Genomic DNA, 24,771 nt, shown 5'->3' with positions numbered 1-24,771 from the left:
CATCATTGTCTGGACCGTGGCCGACGCTGGATTGGTTTGCTCGGCTTGGTTCTGACAGGGTTGATCAATCTTGTGAAGGATCTAACAAGGCGAAATCCACCCGACAGCAAGGCCAGAAGGCCAGCCACCAGCAGCAGTGCAATCAGGATGACCGCTGCCAGACCGAGGAATGCCTCAAGAAGCTGACCAAGGCCTCGGATCAGGTCTGCGATGGCTTCACTGACCACCACCATCGCATCAATCCTCTGAGGCAACCAGCTCAGAAACGCCAGAAGACCTGAGCCAAGCGCGAGCAACAGAAGACCTTCAACCATCTGGCGGCCGACTGAAACTGACCGAGCCCGAGTCCGTTTGCTGAACACTCTTCGGGGCTTGGACACGGCACTGAGAGATTTCAGATTGGGCGCATTCATGACATGAGACCCCGGCTGAACGATGTGACAAGCCCAGGATTGACACTGCTGATCGAAATCGAGCGGGATCCTGGTGGCAGGGACTCAACCGTCCAAACAAAAATGGGCTTGATGTTGAACTGAATCATTGCCATTTGACGACTGGAACAATCCAGGCATTCTGAGCTGACTCGCTCAGAGGTCAACGATCTTGCTCGGATTGCGAGGAACCGTTGAGAGGAGTTTCCGGTTTGACTTCGTTGGCCGGCTCAGGCTGGGGGGGTTGCAGTTGAGGCAAGGGCAGCAGAAGCCCGAGAATGGCCAGAGCAGCGACGCTGGCACCCCCGAGCAGTGGAGTTGTCAGCCTCTGCGTCAAGGGAATCCGCTCGACTAGATCCCGACGAGGAAGTGGCTCGTGCTCAATGGATGGCCAGGCGAGACAGACACGGGCGTCATCACGCAAGGCATCGAGACAGCGGACGAGATCGGCCAGTTGGGCATCATCGAGGTGGATCGAGAGTGGAGGAATATCCGCTTGACCACTGGTGAGGTCAAGACGATGCTGAGATCCATCGGGGACGAGCCGCACTGGATCATTCAGGGCTCCAATGGAGCGAACCACCCCTGAAAGCCGTAAACGCACGTAGGGAATTACAACCTGCATCAACGACTCGAGATGTTCGCGTTTGCCTTCGAGCTCCGAAGCACCAACGATTTTCAAGCGCCATGAAGAAAGGATTCCGATGGCCTGGCCAGCATGACCGGCAGACAAGTCGGGAAGGCCGTCAACTTCGAGACGTGCAGTGGTCTGGTCGTAGCGGAAGGACTGTTTGAGCATCGCCATTCAAGGTGTCGGATCAAGAAGACTGGCTCGAAGACGATCCACACCGCCGGGCCCTGCAGACAGTGCCAGCGTCAGGACCAGCTGTCGCAGCAAAGGCCCTTCGGGCTCACTCCCCAGGAAACGCTGGATGGCGCCACGACGGAGGTTCATGCGCTCTTCGATGAGATCGCGTAAACGCTGATGCACCAGTCCCCAGCGCTGGCGGGTGAGATCTGGCGGCTCTTTAGAGGAGAGCAACTGGTGAAGCATTGGATAGAGCCGGTCGGCCATGGCGCAGAGGATTCTGATCAATGCCTCTGTTTCCACAGCACTGAGCTGACCGCGCCTTGTTGAACGTCTGAGCGGGTTATGGCAACGGCGTTTCCACAGCTCAACCCGATTGGGAAAGATGGTCTCAAAACCAAGCTGACGAATGGCCCAGAGCATGGCTTCGCCCCCGTTCAGATCAAGTGATTCGACCGTGAGCAGAAGCAGATCAAGACGCTCGAGAGCTCTGCGACCAAGCAGCGCATCAGGGATTGAACGCTCCACAACATCGCTAGCGATGACTTCGGTCATGTCAGGCATGACACATACAGCAGAGGAAGACAGGCAAAGCGCGTTTTCCAACCTCGCCGTCGATGTAAACCTCTCATCACAACCAAGGTGAAAAGCCCCGGGAATCAGTCCAACGCGGGAAGAATGGCACCGAATGCGTTTGGTTGCACCTGTATGACTGACGGGTGATAAACAGTCTGGAGTTTCGGCCTCTCTCAGGGCACCAGTCAGACCAAGCCACACGATCGCAGCATGTAGGTGGGGCTTGTCAAGCAGACCGGAACAGTTAGTCAGGCAATGAACAGGATCCTGCAGGTGCAAAACCTGAGAACCCATTTTTCAGGGGCCAAATGTGACGCAGACATCCATGACGCACCGGGAACTCCTTCAAGCATTTGATCAACTGAGACAACGCGCAATGAAATAAGAGCAAACGGCATATCGATGGGAGAGCAGGGTTCTGGCAACAATGAGCAAAAACAGGGCCTAGTCCTTTAACAACCTCACATTTAACGTTTAACCCTATTGTGTAGGCGATCAGAACTTCAGCATCCCGCCAAATCAACAAAGTTACAGAGCACGTGGAAGTTGAATCATCCCTTCGGAATAATAAGTAAGAACATATAAATTGAAAGTCGGTCAAACGAACGCCCTATCAAAGCTTCAATCCTATTTTGACGCGATTGAGAGGCAAAAAAAATCCCAGAAGAGATTGATCAACAGCAGGTTGATCTCCAGTGACCACGTTGAGATATGGTGGCATCGTTATTGCACAAAGCTGTTTAACGAGTGAACAATTCAAAGCGCTCCACAGACATCTTCAGTGCTTTCAAGCACTTGCTTGGTTTTAAACAAACAACAAGCCAACAAATGCTTAGTCATGAGTTAGTTGGAATAGATTATTTGTGCGTAATCCTGGTGTGCATAGGGGCTGGATACTTTGCTGCCCTGCAAGGATTTGACTCACTTCCTGTCAATGCAGATTCATTCGCTCCATTCGAAGAAGCAAAGAGCCTGATCAGCAACCCCGAAACGCATCTATTCAATATTCACTTTTCAAGAATACCAAGCATCTTTCCAGACATAACAATCAATGCATTAGTACAACTCATATTCCCGAAGGCGGGATTTCTGGAGATATTCAGCATTTATTCCTGGGTAACGTCATCACTCTTTCTACTGCTGGCGACACTTTTAATTCAACAAATTCAATCAGTCACTCAATCCTTAACTGCTATTTCGATCAGAGTTAGCTTGGTCACAGTCAGCCTGCTGAACATAAGCCATCAATTCAACATAATTTATGCCCACGTCATCACTCCTGTACATCATGGCGGCAACATACTAAACACCTTACTTCTGCTGACTCTTGCCTTACAGCTGCTCAAGCGAACAGAAGCGAGAAACATAAGGCTTGCGCTCTTGATCTTGACAACGCTGGCTGTGCTGTCCAACAAAATCGCAATTTTCACCGCAGTGTTTCCAATAGGATTTTTAATTGTCTGTTATCTACGAGGCAATGAACGGAGAAATTCGCTCATTCAACTGGCCCTGTCAACGGCAGCAGGCCTAGTGCTTGGAAGCTTGTTAAATGAACAATGCGCCAATCCAAAAATAAATTTATTTGGCACAGGTTCCGCCTTTATTCACTATTTTCAACTCAGCTGGGTCACATCAGTGAGTGCGGTATTTTCGATTTTTTCCCTTTGGTTTATTTATAGATCAAAAAGTACATTGTCGCAATCAACCAGCGCAGGATTGACGGCAATATCATTAAGCAGTCTCTCTTATTTTTTATACCTGCCGGTCATAACAAGCAGTGGAGACGCTCCCATTCGCTACATTTGCATCGCATATGCGTTGATTGTAGTATTTTTTGGATATTACATCAACACTATGAGGAATTACCAGTATCCCATAGTGTTAATTACGCTCGTTACTGTTACTGTACTTTCCTTTAAATCGCCGGTAGGCCCCTACCTTAATTTAAAAGAACATCAATCGCTGAAGCAAGCGCTCCTAGAAAGGAGCGAGAGAATTGAACCGTTCAAGAATGATGCTGCACGTTTCATTCACAAAATGGGATATGACAACTATCTTGGCCTGGGTGATTACTGGACAGCGGGCGCGGCACTGGTCACTAATTCAAAGCTTCAGATTGTTCCCATTCTTAAATCAGGCAATCCAGATTTCTGGGGAGCCACACCACAAGACATCAAACAACAGATTGAACCTCTCGAAAAAAGCAAAGCTTATGTAGTAGTAGAATATTTGCAGAGTCGGGTCAATCAAAAATTCCAAAAAAAGATCCAAAGCAAATACGGGGAACCAGATATCATATGGAATTACGATGATGAAAACAGAACATTTACGAGAGACGAAATCGATACCAACAACAAGATACTTGTTTATGATAATCCTGAAATCTACAAGAGAATCTCCAGAAAATCAAAAAAATTCAAGAGAGAATGCAATAAAGCGAGTCCGAACTATAGGGTTCGCTGAGAGCCTCTAAATGCTTGAAACAAAAAAGTCCTTTTAGCTGAAGCCATTGCTTGTCATAGATTGTTGTTGTCACATCCTTTTAAGGGATCTAAAGCTCAGACCATAGAAAAGCAGAGAGGGAATCAACCTAGCTATCAATATTGTTAATCATGTTCAATTAAGAATTGGCTGCACCGCAAAAAAGCTGAAATTCACTCGTCAAACATGACTTTTATATCAACTTTTTCATGTGAGCGTTTTTCAATGGTGACAAACAGAGCAAAGTCAAAATTGCAATACCTCTTCAGCAGGAACAGTATAAAATACAAGATATGATTCTCATTTTTTAAAGAGTGGAGAGCTCGAAGCAATTGGCGAACAGTTTCAAAGCCATTGGAAGTCTTATAGGAATCAGCAAAGCATCCAGCCAAACGATACGAACAAAACAATTAGTAAAAGTTGATTACCTATGCCTATTTCTCGTTTGCATTAGTGCAGGTTACTTAACAACTCTACAAGGATTTGCTGCGCTACCCATTAATGCAGATTCACTCGCGCCATTCGAAGAGGCAAAAAGCCTGATCAGCAATCCAGACACTCATCTTTTCAATATTCATGTTTCACGAATTGCAAGTATTTTCCCAGATCTGACAACCACTATTCTCTTACAGCAGATTCATCCTCAAGCTGGTTTTCTAGAGATCTTCAGTCACTATGCCTGGTTTTGCTCTTCACTGTTTCTCCTGCTTGCCACAGTACTGACCCATACAATCAATTCAAAACAAAATACGCTCACAGCAGTTTCGATACAAATTAGCCTTGCAACTATTATATTGCTAAACATCAGCCTGCAATTTAACATTGTATATGCTCATTTAATTACGCCTGTTCACCATGGCGGAAACATATTAAATACAATATTAATTCTGATACTGTCAATAAATACGATTAAATCTCAAAACAAGAATATAATGATTCTTGGCATGAGCTTGCTGACTGTTCTTGCGACGATGTCGAATAAGATCTCAATATTTTCAGCCGTCATACCCTCTATCATCATTTTCATAACTTTTTTAAAAAGATCACAGAAACGGAACTATTCAATATCGCTGATTCTTGCAACAGCAGCAGGAGTCTTCATAGGCAGCCGCTTTAATGAACAATGTGCCACACCCCAATTCAATCTTTTAGGAACACTGTCAGCATTGAGTCAATACTTTCAAGCAAGCTGGATCACGTCAGCAAGTGCAATACTATCAATTGTGTCAATTATTTATGCAATAAAGTCTAATCAATCAAGTTTAGATTTCCCAATACAAACAAAAGCTGGCTTACTCACTATTTCACTAAGCAGCCTTTCCTATTTTGTTTATTTGCCAATGCTTACAAGCAGTGGCGAAGCACCAATTCGATACATTTGCATTGCATACGCATTGATACCCGTTTTCTTTGTTATCTACCTCAACAGAATAAAAAATCATCAACAGTCCATTGCACTTTCAGCAATGCTGGTCATTACCTTGGTTTCTTTTCAGGGTACAGGAAGACACAATATTAATATTACCAAACTTCAATCTTTAAAAGATACTCTGATCCAGAGGAGCGAACGTATCTTACCTTTTAAGAATGATGCAGCAAAGTTTATTAATGAAATGGGATATAATGCCTATTTGGGTTTGGGGAATTACTGGATTTCAGGTGCCACACTGGCTACGAATTCCAAAATACATGTTATTCCAATTCACTACACAGGATTTCCAGACTTTTGGGGAGCAACACCTCAAGACGTACGTTTGCAAATCGAATCCTTAGACCAAGAAAAAACGTATCTTCTCACAGAAGATGATGAATTTAAGCAAAATTTTGAAGAAGAATTTGGACCAGCAGTGAAAACATGGAATTACAATAAAACTGAGCGGGCATTCACACTCGAACCAATCCAGACAAGCCAGAGGATTCAAATTTACACCAACCCAAGCATCTTTAAAAGAGTGAGAAAACATTCGATTGATTTCAAGCGTCAATGCAACCCCTCATTGCCTAATTACAGCGAAAGATAAAAGTATCAATCCCAGAGCCTTGACTGATCGCTTGTGTTAGCCAAAAATTGGTTATTGAAGTAATGGCGCCTCGTTACGAGAATTGATGGGAGTGGGCCTTGATTGCCAGAGGATGCACTGATTCTTCACGAATGACACCAACTCAACGTTGATAAACCATCGAAACATTAACTGAACATCCTGCCCAACAGTTGGTGATGAAAGCAGCAAGGTAGAGAAACTAAGTCCACTACCACCTGAGTTTCAGGCGCTGCCCAGAGGCGCCTCAGATACTGAAAGCGTTCAATCTTCGCAGCGGTGCAGAGCATACGCAGAGAGCAACAGGTTGCTTGTGTGAAGCCAAATGCACTTGGATCCGCTCGAAGCACTCTGCAGAGAGCTGAAAAGTGTGATGGTCTGAAACTGATATGGCACCTACCGCATCCAAGTATGAAGACAATTTTTTCAGTAACGCATAGAAATCCATCAGCCCGGAGACTGAACTTGATCTGTCGATCTCGTCTCCGCTTCTGACGGGTGTGTTCAAGCGCTCAAACGGATTCGGATCATCGAAAAGACTGCCGTCAGATAACGACCGTCAGCAACGACTGCGATGATGCAAGGGTTGAGGCCTTTCAATCAACAGCCTGTGGATCTTCGTCAGTTCATTCGCGATGTACCGGACTTTCCAAAATCAGGAATTCTGTTCCGCGATATCTCACCAATGCTGCGTGACCCCCGTGGATGGCGCGAAGTGATGCAGCAGCTTGGCCGCGTATGCGATCAACTCAAACCTGATCTGATCGTGGGAATTGAGTCGAGAGGCTTCATCGTGGGAACTCCACTGGCCTTTCAGCAAGGGCTTGGCTTTGTACCGGTGAGAAAACCTGGGAAACTTCCAGGCGCTGTGATCGGTGTTGATTACACCCTTGAATACGGCAGCGACCGTCTTGAAATCCAGAGCGATGCTCTTGTTGACGGCTCAAGGGTTCTGCTGGTGGACGATCTGCTGGCAACAGGAGGAACAGCAGCCGCCAGTGTTGAACTGATTCAGAAAGCCGGAGGCAAACTCGTGGGCTGTGGGTTCGTCATCGAACTCTCTGGTCTGCAAGGACGGAATCGATTGCCGGAGGGACTGCCGGTTGAATCACTTGTCCGTTACGGCTGACAAGACTTCGTAGCCTGCTATCCAGCCTCTGCGATTCAGCAGCAAGCAGCATCAGTCCTGCTGCTGCTGCCAGTCGAGGACCTCCTGATATTGCGTGAGGTTGAGCAATCCAAAGCTCCAGAGCACAACAGGCAGAGGCGCCTGCTCAAGCTGGGCCTGACGAATTCCCAGATTGATGGCATTTTCGCTCAATCCCAGCCTTTGCTGAAGGAATCTGATCAGCGCTCGGGAAGCCACTGGTTGTGGATCACTGCTAATCACCATCACTGCAGAGCGAGGTCTTTATTTTGGCAGCGGTTTCAGCAGGTTGCCCGGTCCGTCGCTCATCGCCGACAGACTGAGTCGCCTGATCCAATTGAAACGCTTCAGCATGAAGAGCGAGAGACGCCTGAAAGGCATCAGCAGAGGATTGTGATTGGAAAAGAAACGAATCAGCAGATCCGTTGACAACAAAACTCCCAACAGATCAATGCGTCGACAACGGGAATAACGTCGAGCCAGCGATGGGTAAGCGATCTCTCCGCGCTGCATTGCTGCGGTCAGATTCAAAAGGCCACTGACATCTCGCCAACATAGATTCAAGCCCTGACCGCCGACCGGGTGGCAACGGTGACCAGCCTCTCCCACCAGAAGCAGGGATCCACGGTGGAGACGTGGCGCCAGACTTAATTCCAGTGGGAAAGCTCCAGGTTCGTCGAGCAGTTCGACACCATTAACACCATCAGGAAGGAGGGTGTTCAATGCCGACAAAAGTTCGGATGGAGAAGAGGCCGCTCGATCTCGACATCGCTGCAGCGGTGCACTCCAAACCAGCTGGTAACGGTCCTGCCCCAGAGGCAGAACGGCCATAGGACCTTCCGACCGGAACAGTTCGTAAGCACAGTGTTGGTCGGCTCCAGTCAAGCGCATCTTCACGGTTAGGCAGCCCTGGCTGTAAGCGTGGGACCAGTAGGGAACCTCAGCCCTGCGACGCAAAATGGAGCGAGATCCGTCCGCAGCAATGATCCACTGGCGGGATCGAGAGTTGGAGAGAGCCTCCACTGCTGGGGTGGCGTTATCCAACTGCAACAGAACCTGATCAGAGGCCTTGAGCCTCTCCAGCAACAGACTCATCAAGGGTCGATGGTCAAGAATCCACCCGATCGCCTCTGAGGCGCGGTTGGCAGGTCGCAGATCGCGAACATGAAACCAGGCCGTGCAGAGGGCGGAGCAGTCATCAAGCCGCAGAGAGCGGAAGGGCTCCATCTCGCCCCGCAAGGCATCCCAAAGACCGAGATCGTGCAGTAGACGCCTGGACGAGTGTGTGATCGCATAGGCACGACTTCGCGCCAACAGCAACTCCGCACTCAAGCGATCCTGAAGAACAACGGAAAAGCCCTGTTGCGCAAGACCTAGTGCTAACAGGGCTCCCGTTGGACCGGCACCAACGATATGAAACCTGTGTTTACAGGCTGTGACAGCCGAATCTCGCAGTTGAGGGTCAGCTGTCACCACATCAAACAATCAGCCAATGCCGAGAAGACCACGAGTGAAAGCTTGACCACCCAGAGCGAATTCCGTGGCCAGCAAAGCAATGAAACCAAGCATGGCCATACGACCATTCAGCATTTCTGCGCGCTCGTGGAAGCCCCAGCCACTCTCCGTATCCACCACTTCCATGCGGGGTTCTGTTGCGAAAGCATTGAGACGACCACCATCTTCGGTGGTCACGGTGGCGCCGCGGATGCCGGGAGCGTTGGAAGGTGCCTGAGACATGTTCAACCTGACTTATTTACACAGCGTAACGCATTATTAAGAACTTTTACGCAAGCGAATTCTGCAGAGATCCTCAAATGCCGGTCTGAGCAGGAAGGGATACTCCCCGACCCAGAGCTTGAGCTGGGGAAGCCAAGCATCGGTCAGTGCACCGACACTCGAAAAATCCTTGCGCTCACTGAGAACAATGCAGCGAATCAGAACGCCTGGCCGAATGGCCGAGTGGGTTTTGGTCATCGGGAAACTGACTCTTCCCAGATAGCCGTCTTCATCTGCCAGCTCGAGGATCAGCCAGGTTCGGCGGTTCTCAACCAGCTCAAGACGCCCGCTGGAGTCAGCCTGCTCGCGCTGATTCACCACCCGCTCTTTGGTGTAAGCCTCGATCACCTCCCCTTCAAAAAGCGCGGCCGATGGATACCGACGCAGAGACGCATTCCTGCGACCCGCCTCAAGAATCGGACCCCAGAGGATGTAGAGGAGCAGAACAACCCCGGCAATCAGCCAGACAGATCCCCAGCGGTTGAAGGAAAGGCTCTGACTGATCAGAAGGGTGATCACACCACCGATTCCTGAGATCAGAAGACGCTGCAGAATTTTGCGCGGATCTCCCAGAGCAAACCTGAACTGAGTACCGGTCGCCACTGCCGGTATCAACGTCTGCAATTCACCGGGACGCAGTGGAATCAGCATGAAAAAGTCAGATCAGCCTCTCCAGGCCATAAACGAGTCCTGGCAGCTGTCTCACTTTGCGCACGCACAACAGAACGCCAGGCATGTAAGCAGCACGGTCAATGGTGTCGTGGCGAAGCGTATAGGTCTCACCCGGAGCACCGAACATCACTTCCTGATGAGCCACCAGCCCGGGCAGGCGCAGGGAATGCAGACGCAGCCCACTGGGACGTTCACCACCACGGCTGCCCTCGAGCGACTCGTGCTCATCAACCTCTGCGGAATTGAATGTTTTGCCCAGCTCCTCCATCAGCTCTGCAGTTTTGATGCAGGTTCCACTGGGGGCATCAGCCTTGCGGTTGTGGTGAAGCTCAGTGAGTTCTGCATGGTTATAAAAACGTGCTGCGGCAGCCGCGGCCTGCTGGAGCAGCACCATTCCCACAGAAAAATTGGGAATCACAGCTCCGCCCACGGAGGCCTTTTCTGAAAAACTCTGCAGATCCTTGAGTTGCTCAGGAGAAAGACCTGTGGTTCCGATCACGGGATGGATGCCGTAGGCGATGGCGGCTCGGGTGTTCGCGTAGACCACCGATGGATGGGTGAAATCCACCATCACCGCACCTTTTTGGGGGCCAGCATCCCGTACTGCCTGACTTGTGGCGCAAAGACAGCCCTCAAGGTCTGCCGTAACGGCGATTTCTATGGGCCCCAGGCCAATCAGCTCGCCGATATCGGCTCCTTCCTTTCCAGGTGTGGTGTCTACAGCCCCCACCAGGTGGCAGTCCGCTGAGGAGTGAACCGCACGGATCACCTCTGCGCCCATGCGCCCCAGTGCTCCGGTGACCAACACGGGGATCGACTGATTCTCAGCAGCGCTCATGCCAGGGATGTCTCTCGTCAGAGCCTATTGGCAGATCGAGTTGTAACACCGCGAGAAAACATGCGCGTAGAACTGCTCGTCGCCGTAAAGTTCTTTACACAGCTCAATGTGCGCCGATGTTCACACAGGTCCGCTCCGCCAATCGCCGCGTGGCTCCTGTGGAGGGTCAGAACCATCAATCCGTCATGAAGGCGGTGTACGTGGTGCTTGAGCCCCAGTACCAGAACGCACTCACCCAGGCGGCCACCGCTCTGAATGCCAGCGGAGGCGAGCTCGGCATCGAACTCAGCGGCTACCTCATCGAGGAACTTCGCGACGACACCAATTACGACGACTTCAAGCAGGATGTCGCTCAGGCTGATGTGTTCATCGCCTCGCTGATCTTCATTGAAGATCTGGCTCAGAAGGTTGTGGATGCCGTCACACCGCATCGTGACCGCCTCAAAGCCGCGGTTGTGTTCCCCTCCATGCCGGAGGTGATGCGCCTGAACAAGCTCGGCAGCTTCTCGATGGCTCAGCTCGGACAGAGCAAAAGTGCCATTGCAGGGTTCATGAAGAAGCGCAAGGAAGCTGGTGGTGCAGGTTTTCAGGACGCCATGCTCAAGCTCCTGAACACCCTGCCCACGGTTCTCAAGTACCTGCCCGTTGAAAAGGCGCAGGATGCGCGCAGCTTCATGCTCAGTTTCCAGTACTGGCTGGGTGGCACGCCCGACAACCTGCGCAACTTTCTGCTGATGCTGGCGGATAAATACGTCTTCCCGGCGGCAGAGGGAGAGGAGCGTCCTGTCATGGACGTCGCCGACCCTGAGGTCTTCCCCGATCTCGGCATCTGGCATCCACTGGCACCGTCGATGTTCGAGGACCTCAAGGAGTACCTCAACTGGACGTCGAGTCGAACGGACCTTTCCGAGGATGCTCTCAAAGGCCCAGTGATCGGTCTTGTGCTGCAACGCAGCCACATCGTCACAGGAGATGACGCTCACTACGTGGCCACGATCCAGGAACTGGAGTTCCGCGGGGCTCGCGTGATTCCGATTTTCTGCGGTGGTCTCGACTTTTCCAAGCCCGTCAACGCGTTTTTCTACGACCCTCTCAATCCCGAGCAACCTCTGGTTGACGGAATCGTTTCGCTCACGGGTTTCGCCCTGGTCGGCGGCCCTGCTCGTCAGGATCATCCGAAGGCCGTCGAGTCGCTGAAGAAGCTCAACCGCCCTTACATGGTGGCTTTGCCACTGGTTTTTCAGACAACCCAGGAATGGGAAGACAGCGACCTCGGACTGCATCCCGTGCAGGTTGCACTGCAGATCGCGATCCCGGAGCTGGACGGAGCGATCGAACCGATTGTTCTCTCCGGCAGAGATGACGCCACCGGAAAGGCACACACATTGCAGGACCGTGTCGATGCCATCGCTGAACGCGCCATCCGATGGTCGTCGCTGCGCATCAAACCCCGCGACGAGAAGAAGCTGGCGATCACGGTGTTCAGCTTCCCTCCTGACAAGGGCAATGTCGGCACCGCGGCCTATCTCGATGTGTTCGGCTCGATCCATCGCGTTCTGGAGGAAATGAAAGCGAAGGGGTATGTCGTGAAGGATTTGCCTGCCACACCCCGGGCACTGCTGGAAGCGGTGATCAACGACGCCGATGCCATGCAGGGATCACCGGAGCTTTCGATCGCCCACCGGATGAGCGTGGAGGAATACGAACGTCTCACCCCTTACTCGGAACGGCTGGAAGAGAACTGGGGGAAAGCTCCCGGCAACCTCAACAGTGATGGACAGAACCTGCTGGTGTACGGCAGACACTTCGGCAATGTGTTCGTCGGAGTGCAGCCCACCTTCGGCTACGAGGGTGACCCCATGCGTCTTCTCTATTCGCGCAGCGCCAGCCCTCATCACGGATTTGCTGCTTACTACACCTATCTGGAAAAAATCTGGAAGGCCGATGCGGTGCTCCACTTCGGCACTCACGGTTCTCTGGAGTTCATGCCCGGCAAGCAGATGGGGATGAGCGAAACCTGTTATCCCGACTCCCTGATTGGATCCCTGCCGAACCTCTACTACTACGCAGCCAACAATCCATCGGAAGCCACCATCGCCAAGCGTCGTGGCTACGCCTCAACGATCAGCTATCTCACCCCGCCGGCGGAGAACGCCGGCCTTTACAAAGGTCTCAAGGAACTTGGGGAGCTTGTTGGCTCCTACCAGCAGCTGCGTGAAGGTGGCCGAGGCATTCAGATCGTCAACACCATTGTTGAAACGGCTCGTCAGTGCAATCTCGACAAGGATGTTGATCTTCCCGAGAACGATGCCGCTTCCCTCGAACTCGAAGGGCGGGACGCCCTGGTGGGTGCCGTTTACCGGCAGCTGATGGAGATCGAGAGCCGTCTGCTTCCCTGCGGACTCCACACCATTGGCAAACCTCCCACCGCCGAGGAAGCCGTTGCCACCCTCGTGAACATCGCGGCTCTGGAGCGGGATGAGGACGAACTTCGCTCACTTCCAGGCCTGTTGGCTGAATCGATCGGACGAACGATTGAAGACGTTTACAAAGGAAATGACAATGGTGTCCTCGCTGATGTGGAGCTCAACCGCACCATCACCGAAACATCGCGTGCAGCAATCTCCGCCATGGTCCGGTCCGTGACCGGCAGTGATGGACGGGTCAACCTCCGCAACAACTGGTCATGGTTCAGCGATCTTCTGAACCGCTTCGGCTTCAAGCTGCCTTCCCCATGGCTCAAGGCCTGCAAAAACAACGGGTTCAGTGGGATCGATGCAACGGAACTCGACAGGCTGTTCGGCTATCTGCGTTTCTGCCTCGAGCAGGTCTGCGCCGATATGGAGATGGAGAGTCTTCTGAAAGCACTCGATGGTGAGTACATCCTCCCGGGGCCTGGCGGCGATCCGATTCGCAACCCCGGAGTTCTCCCCAGCGGTAAGAACATCCACGCTCTCGACCCTCAGGCGATTCCCACCAGGGCTGCTGTCGCAGCGGCCAAAGGGGTGGTGGACAAGTTGATCGAGCGTCAACGCGAAGAGCAGGGAACCTGGCCCGAAACCATTGCCTGTGTCCTCTGGGGGACAGACAACATCAAAACCTATGGGGAATCTCTGGCCCAGATTCTCTGGTTTGTGGGCGTGAAGCCCATGCCTGACTCAGTTGGTCGGGTCAACAAGCTCGAGCTCATCCCTCTTGAGGAGCTGGGACGCCCCCGCGTTGATGTGGTCGTGAATTGCTCTGGAGTCTTCCGAGATCTGTTCATCAACCAGATGGCACTGATTGATCAGGCCGTGAAGATGGCAGCCGAAGCTGATGAGCCGCTTGAGCAGAATTTTGTTCGCAAACACACTCTTGAGCAGGCTGAAAAGGAGGGAAGCAGCTTGCGAGATGCGGCGTGTCGAGTGTTCTCCAATGCCAGTGGCAGTTACAGCTCCAACGTGAATCTGGCCGTGGAAAACAGCACCTGGGAAGAGGAAGGCGAGTTGCAGGAGATGTATCTCTCCAGGAAAACATTTGCTTTCAACGCTGATAATCCCGGTGAGATGAATCAGAAGCGTGATGTTTTCGAAAATGTGATGAAAACCGCTGACGTCACCTTCCAGAATCTGGATTCCGCCGAGATCTCCCTAACCGATGTGAGTCACTATTTCGACTCCGATCCCACCAAACTGATTGCCGGTTTGCGTGATGACGGAAAGGCACCCACCAGCTACATCGCTGATACCACCACAGCCAATGCTCAGGTGCGATCCCTGAATGAGACGATTCGTCTCGACTCGCGCACCAAACTGCTGAATCCGAAGTGGTACGAGGGCATGCTCGACTCTGGTTATGAAGGTGTACGAGAAGTCGCAAAGCGCCTTAATTTCACTCTTGGCTGGAGTGCCACCAGTGGTTCAGTTGACAACTTCGTCTATGAAGAAGCCAACGACACGTTCATCAACGATCCGGAAATGCGCAAGCGTCTGCTGGATCTGAATCCCAACAGTTTCCGCCGAATTGTGGGAACGCTGCTTGAGGTGCACGGTCGCGGTTACTGGGAAACTTCCGACGAAAACATCGAACAGCTTCAGGAGCTCTACCAGGAGGTTGAGGATCGGATTGAGGGTGTCACGACCGCCGAACCCTGACTTGTTTGATCAGATTTGAGGGAGCGATCAATTCACTGCGGAAGCGAACAACGCTCCTGACAAAGTTGATCGAGCGAGGCGCGGCTGGTGATCTTCAGCCGATACCGAGCCCAGACGCCATAAAGAATGTCAACCACTGGCCCGATCACTGGCCAGCGGGTTGGCGCGTACAGCCAGCCGAGTCCGATCAGGCGATAAGCCTCGCGAAACACCGCTACATCCGTGAGCACTGTTCCGTCCGCCTGAATGGCATGAATCCTTGCCATCGCCTGGCGATAGCTGATGCCGGACCAGTCCTCTGAAGAGTAATCCTGTGCATCAATGTCAACGAAGCGGATGGACTGATTGCGATCCTTACGACGCAGGAACGTCACCTCGCGAACACAGAGTGGACATCCCCCGTCGTAAAGCAGGGTGAGCTCAGGGTTTGTGCTCATGAATGCCTCACGGAAGGATCTGTTCTAGCCAGCTCAGTCACGAACGTTGGCTGGTGAGCCTTGCCGGGCGACCGCCGCGGCCATGGTCACCACCTGACTGATCGGTCCTACATCGTGGACTCGCACCACGTGGACACCAGCCTCCACAGCCCTGGCGCAGACAGCAGCCGTCCCCCAGATCCTTGCCTTGGCACGGGGCTGGTCAAGAACAGCGCCGATAAAACGCTTCCGAGAAGGTCCAAGCAAAAGTGGAATGCCGTCCTGTTGAAGCTCGTCCAGCTGTCTGATCAGCTGAAGACTCTGATCTGTGGTCTTCGCGAAGCCAAGACCTGGATCCCAGATCAGCTGTTCCTGGCTCAGGCCTGCCCGGAGAGCTCGGTCGGAGCTGAGCCTGAGTTCCTGCAACACTCCGGCGACAACGCCCTGTTCGCCGTAATCGGTGCAGTCGTCCATGGTTTGACTGTCACCACGACTGTGCATCAGCACATACGGGCAACCAGCATCAGCGACCAGGGACAGCATGGCCGGGTCGCGCCTGCCCCCACTGACATCATTGATCCAGTCGGCACCGGCCTCCAAAGCTGCTCGGGCCACGGATGCCCGAAATGTGTCGACGGAAAGAATCACCTGCGGATGGGCTGCACGAATGGTTTGAAGGCAGGGGAGAAGACGCGACAGCTCTTCTTCCGAACCAACATCCAGAGCACCAGGCCGGGTGCTCTGGGCACCGAGATCCAGCACCTGCGCTCCATCCCGCAGCTGACGTGACGCCTCGTTCAAAGCCAGATCCACCCGATTGAATCGTCCTCCATCACTGAAGGAGTCCGGGGTGAGGTTGATCACCCCCATCACAGCCGGGCGATGGCCCCAGCAGGCGGGATGACGCATGACGAATCAGGCGACTTGATAATTGGCGATGCGGGCGAAGCTTTCAGCATCCAGTGATGCTCCACCCACGAGCACACCATCGATATCACTCATGCTCATGAGCTCATCGATGTTTCCGGGTTTGACCGACCCTCCGTACTGGATGATCAGATCAGGAGCACCAACCCAGCTGCGGATCAGACCACAGATTCGGTTGGCCTCCGACGATTCACAGGTCTTGCCGGTGCCGATGGCCCAGATGGGTTCATAGGCAACCACAAGACGATTCGGATCCAGTCCTTCGAGGCCCTGCTCCACCTGACGCCGGATCACTCGCTCGGCTTCACCGCGGCTGCGCTGTTCATCACTTTCTCCCACGCAGACGATGGGAATCAGTCCATGGGCCTGGGCTGAACGTGCCCGATGGTTGATCTGCTCATCACTCTCACTGAAATACTTACGCGGCTCGCTGTGACCAACGATCGCGTAACGCACTCCATGCTCTTCCAGCATCGATGGAGCGATCTCACCTGTGAATGCGCCCTCGGCTTCCCAGTGCACGTTCTGGCTTGAAATCTCCAGCCGTGATCCTGAAGTGACTTCAGCAGTGGTGCTGATCGCCGTGAACGGAGGCGCAACCACCAACTCACGATCATCAGGCGTATCCGCGATCAGCGGCAGAAACGTGGCCAACCAGTCCCTGGCCTGGGCGCACGTCATGTGCATCTTCCAGTTTCCAGCAATCACCGGTTTGCCCACGCTTGCGTCCTCTGCGGCTCAGCAGCAGCCAACTTACGTTCCTACGGGAGCAAAGTCGTCTCAGATCTTCGTGACGACCGCCTGATCTCCTCCCACATCAACTCGATCCCCGAGCTTGAGCTGACGACCTCGCTGAGTCACAACGCTGTCGTTCACACGCACTTGCCCGCCCTGGATCAACATCTTGGCTTCACCACCGGTGCCGACCCATCCTTGCCATTTCAGGAACTGATCGAGTCGCATCAGCCCAAGAGATCACGAAAGAGCATTGATAGTGTGACGCGATGCTGAAAACCTCCGAGGCAGGATTCCGCAGGCTGCTGCCATTGCTGCGTCCGCATCTGCCCCAACTGAGCCTCGGGCTGGTCTGCATGCTCATTTATGTGAGCAGCTTTCTGTTGCTGCTCAACCTTGCCGGTTCCCTGTTTCCCGCACTGGGTTCGAGAGATCTCGGGAGGGTGCTCGGGTTGATCGGGCAGGGCGTGCTGATATTCGCGATCCAGAAACTGGCTCAGTTCGGTCAGGACTCACTGCTGGCAGGACCAGCTCTGCAGGTGAGCAAGACCCTGCGCAGCGATCTGTTCCGTCGTCTGCAGACTGTTGAACTGGGAGCACTGGAGAAGCTCTCAGCAGGCGATCTCACCTACCGACTGACTGAAGACGCCGATCGTGTCAGTGAAGTGCTGTACAAATCGATTCACGACACACTTCCCAGTGCGCTCCAGCTGCTGGCAGTGCTTGGGTACATGCTCTGGCTGGACTGGAAACTCACGGCTTCCATCCTGCTGCTCGCACCGTTGATCATCTGGCTGATCAGCCTGTTCGGCGCCAGGGTGATGGCGGCCACCGAACGCAGTCAGAAAAAAGTGAGCGAACTGGCCGGTTTGCTCGGAGAAGCCATCGAGGGCCTTCCGCTCGTACGGGCATTTGCAGCGGAGCCCTGGCTTCAAGGTCGATTTGAAGACGAGATTGATCAGCATCGTCAGGCCAGGCACCGCACGTACAGCCTTGTGGCGCTGCAGCATCCGGTGGTGGGCATGATCGAAGTGGTGGGCCTGTTCTCCGTGCTGGGGCTGGCCGCCTGGAGGATTCAGAACGATGGTCTGAGCATTGCCGGCCTGAGCAGCTACCTCACAGGCCTGGTGGTGTTGATCGACCCCATCGCCCATGTCACCAACAACTTCAATGAATTTCAGCAGGGACAGGCTTCGCTGCGACGACTGCGACAGATCGAACAGGAGCCTCAGGAAACTGCGGACCCTCATCCGGCCTTGCCGATTGGTCGGCCGAAGGGTCACCTGAATCTGCATCGCGTCCATTTCGCTTACGGCAATGGCGAACCAGTGCTTCGAGACATCAACCTGACCATCGAAGCCGGACAGGTGGTTGCACTGGTGGGCCCTTCAGGTGCAGGCAAAAGCACGCTGTTCTCCCTGCTGCTTCGCTTCAACTGTGCCCAGTCAGGAGAGATCGAACTGGATGGGAAAAACCTTGCACAAGTGAAAGCAAGGGATCTCAGGCAGCAGATCGCTCTCGTACCCCAGCGAACGAGCGTGTTCTCGGGAAGCATCGCGGAAGCGATCCGTTTTGGGCGGCCGGCGAGTCACGGTCAGCTGATCGAGGCGGCAGGTCTGGCCAATGCTCATGATTTCATCATGGCCCTGCCGGATGGCTATGAGACGAAACTGGAGGAACGCGGCACCAACGTCTCGGGAGGTCAGCTGCAGAGAATTGCCATTGCCAGGGCCGTTCTTGGCAACCCCGCGGTGCTGCTGCTTGATGAAGCGACAAGCGCCCTGGACGCTGAGGCTGAAGCTGCTGTGCAGCTAGGGCTGCGCCAGGCGATGCACGGCCGCACTGTGCTGGTGATCGCCCACCGACTGGCCACGGTGCAGGAAGCCGATCAGATCGTGGTGCTCGACCGTGGTCAGATCAGCGAACGAGGGAGCCACGATCAGCTGATGGCGAACAACGGTCGCTATCGAGATCTGTGCGAACGCCAGATGATTCGCGATGGACGCAGCTAAATTGCGGCCGATTCAGTTTGATGGCAATGACCGCAACACCCGGAGAAAATCCTGTGCTGACCTTCGAGGGCAAGCGCTATGACCTCAATGCACTTCCGGATGATCTGAAGGAATTGGTGCGCGGCATGCAGGTCGCTGATGCTCAGCTGCGGATGCATGAAGACACCCTGAAAGTTCTCGCCGTTGGTCGCCAGTCCATGGCCATGCAGCTGAATGACCGCCTGAAGAACGTCGCCCCGATGCCGGACCAAAGCTGACGAGCAACAGACCGGCAACAATCGACCTCAATAAAGAGCCTCCGGCCGATGGCGGAGGCTCTACATCAAGGGGGGGGCAGACCATCCGATCAGTCGGATTGTTCCGACGTGTCGGGGAAGTGATAACGACGGGTGAGTTCAAACACTGTTCCTGACAACAGAAGCAGCGCAATCAGATTGGGAATGGCCATCAGGCCGTTGAGGGTATCTGCAACACCCCACACCACACCTCGATCACCCACAAGCGAACCGATCACCACCACAGCGACCCAGACGCCCCTGAAAGGAAGGATCGCCTTCACACCGAACAGATATTCGGTGCAGCGTTCGCCGTAGAAACTCCAGCCGAGAACAGTGGTGAAAGCGAAAACGAGCAGGCCGAAGGTGACAATCCAGCCCGAACCGTCCAGCGCCTCATTGAAAGCAGCGATCGACAGCTCTGACCCGGACAATCCTCCCCCGGCACTCCCGCTGACCAGAATCACAAGTGCGGTGAGCGTGCAGATGATCATCGTGTCGATGAAAGTGCCGAGCATCGCCACCGTGCCCTGACGAACGGGATCATCAGTGCGCGCGGCCGCATGGGCAATCGGTGCGCTGCCAAGACCTGCTTCGTTGGAGAAAATACCCCGTTTGAATCCCATCAGGATGACCTGAGTCAGCGTGCCCGTGGCGGCTGCCTGTCCGGTGAATGCATTGCTGAAAATGCTTGAGAGGGCATCGCCGATGCTGCCGATGTTGGCGATGAGAATGATCAGGCAGGCGAGCACGTAGGCGATCGCCATGAAAGGCACGATCGCTGAGGCGGCCTTTGAAATCCGGCGCACACCTCCGATGATCACGGCAAAGACCAACACCCCAAGAACGAGGGCAGTCAGTTCTCGAGGTACTCCAAGACCGAGAAGAGCACTGGAGACTTCGAAGCATTGAACGCCGTTGCCGATGCCGAAGCCGGCCAGCATTCCGAACAGAGCGAATACACCTCCGAGCCAGACCCAGCGAGGTCCAAGGCCCTTGCTGATGTAATACATCGGGCCACCGACGTGGTTCCCCAGTTCGTCAACCTCGCGGTAGTGGACCGCCAGAACGGCTTCGGCGTATTTGGTTGCGATACCAAAGAAAGCAATCAGCCACATCCAGAACACCGCACCTGGGCCACCGATCGCAATCGCTCCTGCCACACCGGCGATATTCCCTGTGCCGACGGTGGCCGCCAGCGATGTCATCAGTGCCTGGAAGGAGCTGATGTCGCCCTCAGCTCGCGGGTCTGACGGGGCCAGCATCATGCGCACCCCGTAGGAGAGACGCAGGATCGGCATGAATTTCAGTCCGACCATCAGCAAGATGCCGGTGACCGAAATCAGACCCACGGTCGGCCATCCCCAGGCAAAGGCACTGATCGGGCCGTTGATCGCGGTTACGACGCTGTCGAAGCTGTCAGTGTTGCCGGCTGAAACAGACATCAAAGTGCGACCAGATCGTTGAACTCAAACACCTGAAGCGTGTCATGTCCGTCGGAATCCTTGGAGCTGATCGCTCGGCGCTCAAGCACCCAGCTGCCGTTTTCCCCAATGGGCACAAAAGTGTCCTCGAACTTGCTGGAGGGCCCCTTGGACTCGCCGCTGGCAGGATCCGAATATTGGCTGGAGTAATGACGACTGAGGTATCCGGATCCGGTATCCGTGGTGCTGCCGGTGTGGATCGTGACCACAGTTCCGTGAATATGTCGGTGAACCATGGTCACCACATCATTTTTGATGCGGTAACGATCACCTTCACCCTTTCCTCCAATCAGGACTTCCAGCCCCTCGTCCGTGATGTCACCGGCGGTGAAGGTGTTAGCACCATGGACCTGGTCGAAGGAACGACGGACACGGTGAATCGCGACTTCCCAGAGCTGGGAAGCGATCGCCTTCTCCACCTCGGCATCCTCGATCCCTTCAACCTTGGCCTTCAGATCAGCGCCGATCTGAAAATGTCCTTCAACGCGCCGGTCGCCCTGCTCCCAGACACAACGGCCCCGGTAACCGCCGAATCCTGGCTCCCAGGTGTAGCGGTTCTGATAGGCCGATCGAAAAGCATCCCGGCAGTCACTGCCGGGGGCGACGTCGGGAATACTGGTGACGGTCACGGAAAGACAAGGAAACTTCGGCGACCTTACCGGGACTCGCCCTATCGATGAACATCCTGTAGGGCATGAATATCAAACTTCTGCGATTGAAGCGCTTCAATCCCTTCGACGGCTGACCTTGCTCCGGCAAGCGTGGTCAGGGTGGGTACGGAATAATCCAGCGCGGCTCGCCGCAGGTAGCGATCGTCATAAGCCGCCTGACGACCGATCGGCGTGTTGATGACAAGCTGTACAGCTCCTGAACGGATCAGATCCTCGATGTTTGGCCGCCCTTCATGAACCTTCAGCACCGGTTGCACCTGAAGACCTGACTCATTGAGAGTGGTCGCTGTGCCAGCAGTTGCGGTGAGCGAAAAACCAAGTGCAAGCAAACGCTCGGCCACAGGAACGAGAGCTGGCTTGTCGCGGTCATGGGTGGACAGAAAAACATTGCCCTTGGTTGGCAGTGCCTCCCCAGCGGCAAGCTCCGCTTTGGCATAAGCCATGCCGAATTGTGGAGCCCACCCCATCACCTCTCCGGTGGAGCGCATCTCAGGTCCCAGGAGCGAATCAGCACCGGGAAAGCGCTTGAACGGCAGAACTGCTTCCTTCACCGCTTGAAGTGGCGGAGAGGGCTCGCGAATGAGACCGATATCCGCAAGGGTCTCCCCCGCCATCAGGCGAGTGGCGATTTTCGCGAGAGGCACACCGGTGGCCTTGGCGACAAATGGCACCGTGCGTGATGCGCGCGGGTTCGCTTCGATGATGAAGACACGCTCTTCGCCTGAGGAAGTGCGTTGCACAGCGAACTGAAGATTGATCAGACCCTGAACCTCGAGGCGCAGGGCGAGGGCCTCGGTCCAGGAACGGATGGTGTTGAGGGCTTCATCACCGAGCGAAACCGATGGAAGACAACAGGCCGAATCACCTGAATGAATCCCCGCAGGTTCAATGTGCTCCATCAGGCCGCCGATCACCACCACACCATCCCGGTCGCAGAGGGCGTCCACATCCACCTCAACGGCGTTCTGCAGATATTGATCAATAAGCACCGGATGATCCGGCTCCACCTGCACCGCCTCGGTCATGTAGCGATTGAGCTCCAACTCGTCGTAGACGACCTCCATCGCACGACCACCCAGCACGTAGGAAGGACGCACCACCACCGGATATCCCACGGTGCTGGCGACCGCGCGTGCCTCCTGTTCGCTGCGAGCAAGGCCGTTGCGAGGCTGACGAATGTCAAGTTCCCGAAGAATTGCCTCGAACTGCTCGCGATCCTCAGCTCGATCGATGGATTCGGGAGACGTTCCCCAGATACGGGTGCCAGTGGCCTGCCCTGCCGGAGAATTCAGCCAGCGCAGCAGAGGAATCGCCAGTTTGAGTGGAGTCTGACCACCGAACTGAACAATCACGCCTTCGGGGCGTTCAGCCTCAATCACATTGAGAACATCCTCAAACGTGAGAGGTTCGAAATACAAACGGTCACTGCTGTCGTAATCGGTGGAGACCGTTTCGGGATTGCTGTTGAGCATCACCGTGGCGAAGCCACGATCCTGCGCGGAGAAGGAGGCATGGCAACAGCAGTAATCAAATTCGATGCCTTGGCCAATCCGATTGGGGCCACCCCCAAGGATCATCAGTTTGCGCCTGTTGTCCTCCGACACCTCCGACGCCGGGGGCTGAATCGTCAGGATTCCATCCGCATCCAGATGGAACCACCGTCGCTCATAGGTTGAATAGTGATAGGGAGTCGACGAGGCGAATTCAGCAGCACAGGTGTCGACGGTCTTGAAAACGGGGAGAACGCCGAGTTTCAGCCTCGCTTCGCGTACTTCAAGCTGATCCGACGATGTGAACCAGGCAATCTGACAATCGGAGTATCCGAGCTGTTTGAGCCTGAGAAAATCCTCAGCGCTTATTTCCGACAACTGCCGATCATTCAACAGTTCCGATTCCGTGTTGATCAGCAGGCGCAGCTTGGCCAGAAACCATGGATCGATGCGGCTGAGCGCGTGAATCTGCTCATCCGTGCGTCCCGCAATCATGGCGGCACGAACAAAGAGGATTCGTTCCGGCGAGGGCGTCCGCAGGGAGCGATCGAGTTCAGCTGGCGTGATTTCCGGCTCAGCTCGATCTCCGCCCCAGCCTGCCAAGCCGGTCTCCAGTGAGCGCAATGCTTTCTGGAATGACTCCTCAAAACAACGTCCGATGGCCATGGCCTCACCGACGGATTTCATGGCCGTGGTGAGCACCGCAGGAGAGCCCCTGAATTTTTCAAAGGCGAAGCGGGGGACCTTGGTGACGACATAATCGATCGTCGGCTCGAAGCAGGCGGGAGTCTTGCCTGTGATGTCATTCAGGATTTCGTCGAGTGTGTATCCCACCGCGAGACGGGCCGCGATCTTCGCGATCGGGAATCCTGTGGCCTTGCTCGCCAGAGCAGAGGAACGGCTGACACGTGGATTCATCTCGATAACCACCACTTCGCCATCGGCCGGATTGATGGCGAACTGGATGTTGCTTCCGCCTGTTGCCACTCCGATCTCGCGGATGATGGCGATGGACTGGTCTCTCAGCCGTTGGTATTCGCGATCCGTAAGGGTCTGAGCTGGGGCAACGGTGATCGAATCACCGGTGTGGACACCCATGGGATCAAGGTTCTCGATGCTGCAGACGATCACCACGTTGTCGGCGAGGTCACGCATCACCTCCAGTTCGAATTCCTTCCAGCCCAGAAGCGACTGTTCGATCAGGATCTGCGAAACGGGGCTGGCATCGATTCCGGTTTTGCAGATCGAGACGTATTCCTCAGGGTTGTAGGCGATCCCACCACCACTGCCACCGAGAGTGAAGGCGGGGCGGATGATTCTGGGATAGGTCCCGATTGCCGCTCCAACGGCTTCGGCTTCCTCCATCGACGAAGCGATTCCAGAAGGACAGACCTTCACACCGATCCGTTCCATGGCCTGCTTGAACAGCAGACGATCTTCCGCTTTTCTAATCGCCTGCAGATCGGCACCGATGAGCTCGACCCCGAATCGTTCCAGTGTTCCGTTCTCAGCAAGAGTGACAGCCAGATTGAGAGCGGTCTGACCTCCCATCGTGGGAAGCAGTGCATCGGGTCGCTCCTGTTCGATCACCCTCGCGACCACCTCAGGAGTAAGCGGTTCCACATAGGTGCGATCCGCCATGTCCGGATCGGTCATGATCGACGCCGGATTGGAATTCACCAGTACGACTTCATATCCCTCGGCGCGAAGTGCTTTGCACGCCTGAGTTCCTGAGTAATCGAACTCACAAGCCTGCCCGATCACAATCGGACCCGAACCCAGCAGAAGAATGCGACGAAGATCATTCCGCCGGGGCATGGGCGTTCTCCTCAGCGGCCAAACCTTCTGAGTCTCCCACGC

Annotated in this window: 21 protein-coding genes; 6 read left to right on the top strand and 15 right to left on the bottom strand. The window is 54.3% G+C overall.

Going from position 1 to position 24,771, the window contains the following annotated elements; all coding sequences use genetic code 11:
* Positions 1-2 precede the first annotated feature (2 nt).
* From SIB73_RS03065 to SIB73_RS03055, 3 genes are all read right to left on the bottom strand, one after another.
* Positions 3-413: a hypothetical protein gene (locus SIB73_RS03065; protein WP_413403029.1), complete on the bottom strand. Its 411-nt coding sequence runs from the start codon at positions 411-413 to the stop codon at positions 3-5.
* A gap of 181 nt (positions 414-594) precedes the next feature.
* A complete protein-coding gene (locus SIB73_RS03060) occupies positions 595-1,236 on the bottom strand; it encodes a DUF4335 domain-containing protein (protein ID WP_413403031.1) in 642 nt (213 codons plus the stop codon).
* Positions 1,237-1,794: a DUF3038 domain-containing protein gene (locus SIB73_RS03055; RefSeq protein WP_413406464.1), complete on the bottom strand. Its 558-nt coding sequence runs from the start codon at positions 1,792-1,794 to the stop codon at positions 1,237-1,239.
* Between the two features lie 768 nt (positions 1,795-2,562).
* On the opposite strand from SIB73_RS03055, the gene SIB73_RS03050 reads away from it, so the two are divergent.
* The 3 genes from SIB73_RS03050 (at position 2,563) to SIB73_RS03040 (ending at position 7,464) form a co-directional block, all read left to right on the top strand.
* Positions 2,563-4,278, top strand: a complete 1,716-nt coding sequence (locus tag SIB73_RS03050) for a hypothetical protein (protein ID WP_413403033.1) — start codon at positions 2,563-2,565, stop codon at positions 4,276-4,278.
* Positions 4,279-4,628: 350 nt separating this feature from the next.
* Complete coding sequence (locus SIB73_RS03045) at positions 4,629-6,317, top strand: hypothetical protein (protein WP_413403035.1); 1,689 nt, start codon at positions 4,629-4,631, stop codon at positions 6,315-6,317.
* Positions 6,318-6,912: 595 nt separating this feature from the next.
* Positions 6,913-7,464 (top strand): adenine phosphoribosyltransferase, encoded by a 552-nt coding sequence (locus SIB73_RS03040; protein ID WP_413439705.1) that lies wholly within the window; start codon positions 6,913-6,915, stop codon positions 7,462-7,464.
* A gap of 51 nt (positions 7,465-7,515) precedes the next feature.
* On the opposite strand, the gene SIB73_RS03035 is transcribed toward SIB73_RS03040, so the two are convergent.
* Genes SIB73_RS03035 through dapB form a run of 5 tightly spaced genes read right to left on the bottom strand, consistent with a single transcriptional unit; the run spans position 7,516 to position 10,768 of the window.
* Positions 7,516-7,728: a DUF2949 domain-containing protein gene (locus SIB73_RS03035; RefSeq protein WP_413403039.1), complete on the bottom strand. Its 213-nt coding sequence runs from the start codon at positions 7,726-7,728 to the stop codon at positions 7,516-7,518.
* Between the two features lie 18 nt (positions 7,729-7,746).
* On the bottom strand, positions 7,747-8,955 hold the full coding sequence (locus SIB73_RS03030) for an FAD-dependent monooxygenase (protein WP_413439704.1): 1,209 nt from the start codon (positions 8,953-8,955) through the stop codon (positions 7,747-7,749).
* A 12-nt stretch (positions 8,956-8,967) separates the two neighbouring features.
* Positions 8,968-9,219: a chlorophyll a/b-binding protein gene (locus tag SIB73_RS03025; RefSeq protein ID WP_413403043.1), complete on the bottom strand. Its 252-nt coding sequence runs from the start codon at positions 9,217-9,219 to the stop codon at positions 8,968-8,970.
* 36 nt (positions 9,220-9,255) lie between these two features.
* Complete coding sequence (locus SIB73_RS03020) at positions 9,256-9,909, bottom strand: hypothetical protein (protein ID WP_413403044.1); 654 nt, start codon at positions 9,907-9,909, stop codon at positions 9,256-9,258.
* 7 nt (positions 9,910-9,916) lie between these two features.
* Positions 9,917-10,768 (bottom strand): 4-hydroxy-tetrahydrodipicolinate reductase, encoded by an 852-nt coding sequence (dapB, locus tag SIB73_RS03015; protein WP_413403046.1) that lies wholly within the window; start codon positions 10,766-10,768, stop codon positions 9,917-9,919.
* 116 nt (positions 10,769-10,884) lie between these two features.
* On the opposite strand from dapB, the gene SIB73_RS03010 reads away from it, so the two are divergent.
* Positions 10,885-14,901 (top strand): magnesium chelatase subunit H, encoded by a 4,017-nt coding sequence (locus SIB73_RS03010; RefSeq protein ID WP_413403047.1) that lies wholly within the window; start codon positions 10,885-10,887, stop codon positions 14,899-14,901.
* Positions 14,902-14,933: 32 nt separating this feature from the next.
* Here the strand turns inward: SIB73_RS03010 and SIB73_RS03005 are convergent, their stop codons facing one another.
* From SIB73_RS03005 to SIB73_RS02990, 4 genes are read right to left on the bottom strand one after another with little or no spacing between them, the layout of a single operon-like run.
* Positions 14,934-15,338, bottom strand: a complete 405-nt coding sequence (locus SIB73_RS03005) for a thiol-disulfide oxidoreductase DCC family protein (RefSeq protein WP_413403049.1) — start codon at positions 15,336-15,338, stop codon at positions 14,934-14,936.
* 33 nt (positions 15,339-15,371) lie between these two features.
* Positions 15,372-16,226: a dihydropteroate synthase gene (folP, locus tag SIB73_RS03000; protein ID WP_413403051.1), complete on the bottom strand. Its 855-nt coding sequence runs from the start codon at positions 16,224-16,226 to the stop codon at positions 15,372-15,374.
* A gap of 6 nt (positions 16,227-16,232) precedes the next feature.
* Complete coding sequence (gene tpiA / locus SIB73_RS02995; RefSeq protein ID WP_413403053.1) at positions 16,233-16,964, bottom strand: triose-phosphate isomerase; 732 nt, start codon at positions 16,962-16,964, stop codon at positions 16,233-16,235.
* A gap of 60 nt (positions 16,965-17,024) precedes the next feature.
* Positions 17,025-17,207: an RNA-binding S4 domain-containing protein gene (locus tag SIB73_RS02990; protein WP_413403055.1), complete on the bottom strand. Its 183-nt coding sequence runs from the start codon at positions 17,205-17,207 to the stop codon at positions 17,025-17,027.
* A gap of 41 nt (positions 17,208-17,248) precedes the next feature.
* Between SIB73_RS02990 and SIB73_RS02985 the strand changes: the two genes are divergently transcribed.
* Together SIB73_RS02985 and SIB73_RS02980 are read left to right on the top strand one after the other, a co-directional pair.
* The gene (locus SIB73_RS02985) at positions 17,249-18,991 is read left to right on the top strand and encodes an ABC transporter ATP-binding protein (protein WP_413403056.1); all 1,743 of its coding nucleotides are present in this window, start codon (positions 17,249-17,251) and stop codon (positions 18,989-18,991) included.
* A gap of 26 nt (positions 18,992-19,017) precedes the next feature.
* On the top strand, positions 19,018-19,248 hold the full coding sequence (locus SIB73_RS02980; protein ID WP_413403057.1) for a DUF6447 family protein: 231 nt from the start codon (positions 19,018-19,020) through the stop codon (positions 19,246-19,248).
* Between the two features lie 89 nt (positions 19,249-19,337).
* On the opposite strand, the gene SIB73_RS02975 is transcribed toward SIB73_RS02980, so the two are convergent.
* Genes SIB73_RS02975 through carB form a run of 3 tightly spaced genes read right to left on the bottom strand, consistent with a single transcriptional unit; the run spans position 19,338 to position 24,729 of the window.
* Entirely contained in the window at positions 19,338-20,711 is a 1,374-nt protein-coding gene (locus SIB73_RS02975; protein ID WP_413403058.1) for an alanine/glycine:cation symporter family protein, read from the bottom strand.
* The gene (locus tag SIB73_RS02970; protein ID WP_413403059.1) at positions 20,711-21,379 is read right to left on the bottom strand and encodes a DUF3386 domain-containing protein; all 669 of its coding nucleotides are present in this window, start codon (positions 21,377-21,379) and stop codon (positions 20,711-20,713) included. The genes SIB73_RS02975 and SIB73_RS02970 overlap by 1 nt, the downstream gene beginning before the upstream one ends.
* A 41-nt stretch (positions 21,380-21,420) precedes the next feature.
* Positions 21,421-24,729, bottom strand: a complete 3,309-nt coding sequence (gene carB, locus SIB73_RS02965; RefSeq protein WP_413403061.1) for a carbamoyl-phosphate synthase large subunit — start codon at positions 24,727-24,729, stop codon at positions 21,421-21,423.
* Between the last annotated feature and the right edge of the window lie 42 nt (positions 24,730-24,771).

Source organism: Synechococcus sp. MIT S9509, assembly GCF_047303035.1.
Taxonomy (GTDB): Bacteria; Cyanobacteriota; Cyanobacteriia; order PCC-6307; family Cyanobiaceae; genus Synechococcus_C.
Note: the sequence above shows the minus strand (reverse complement) of the source record. Positions and strands in the feature narration are given on the sequence as shown.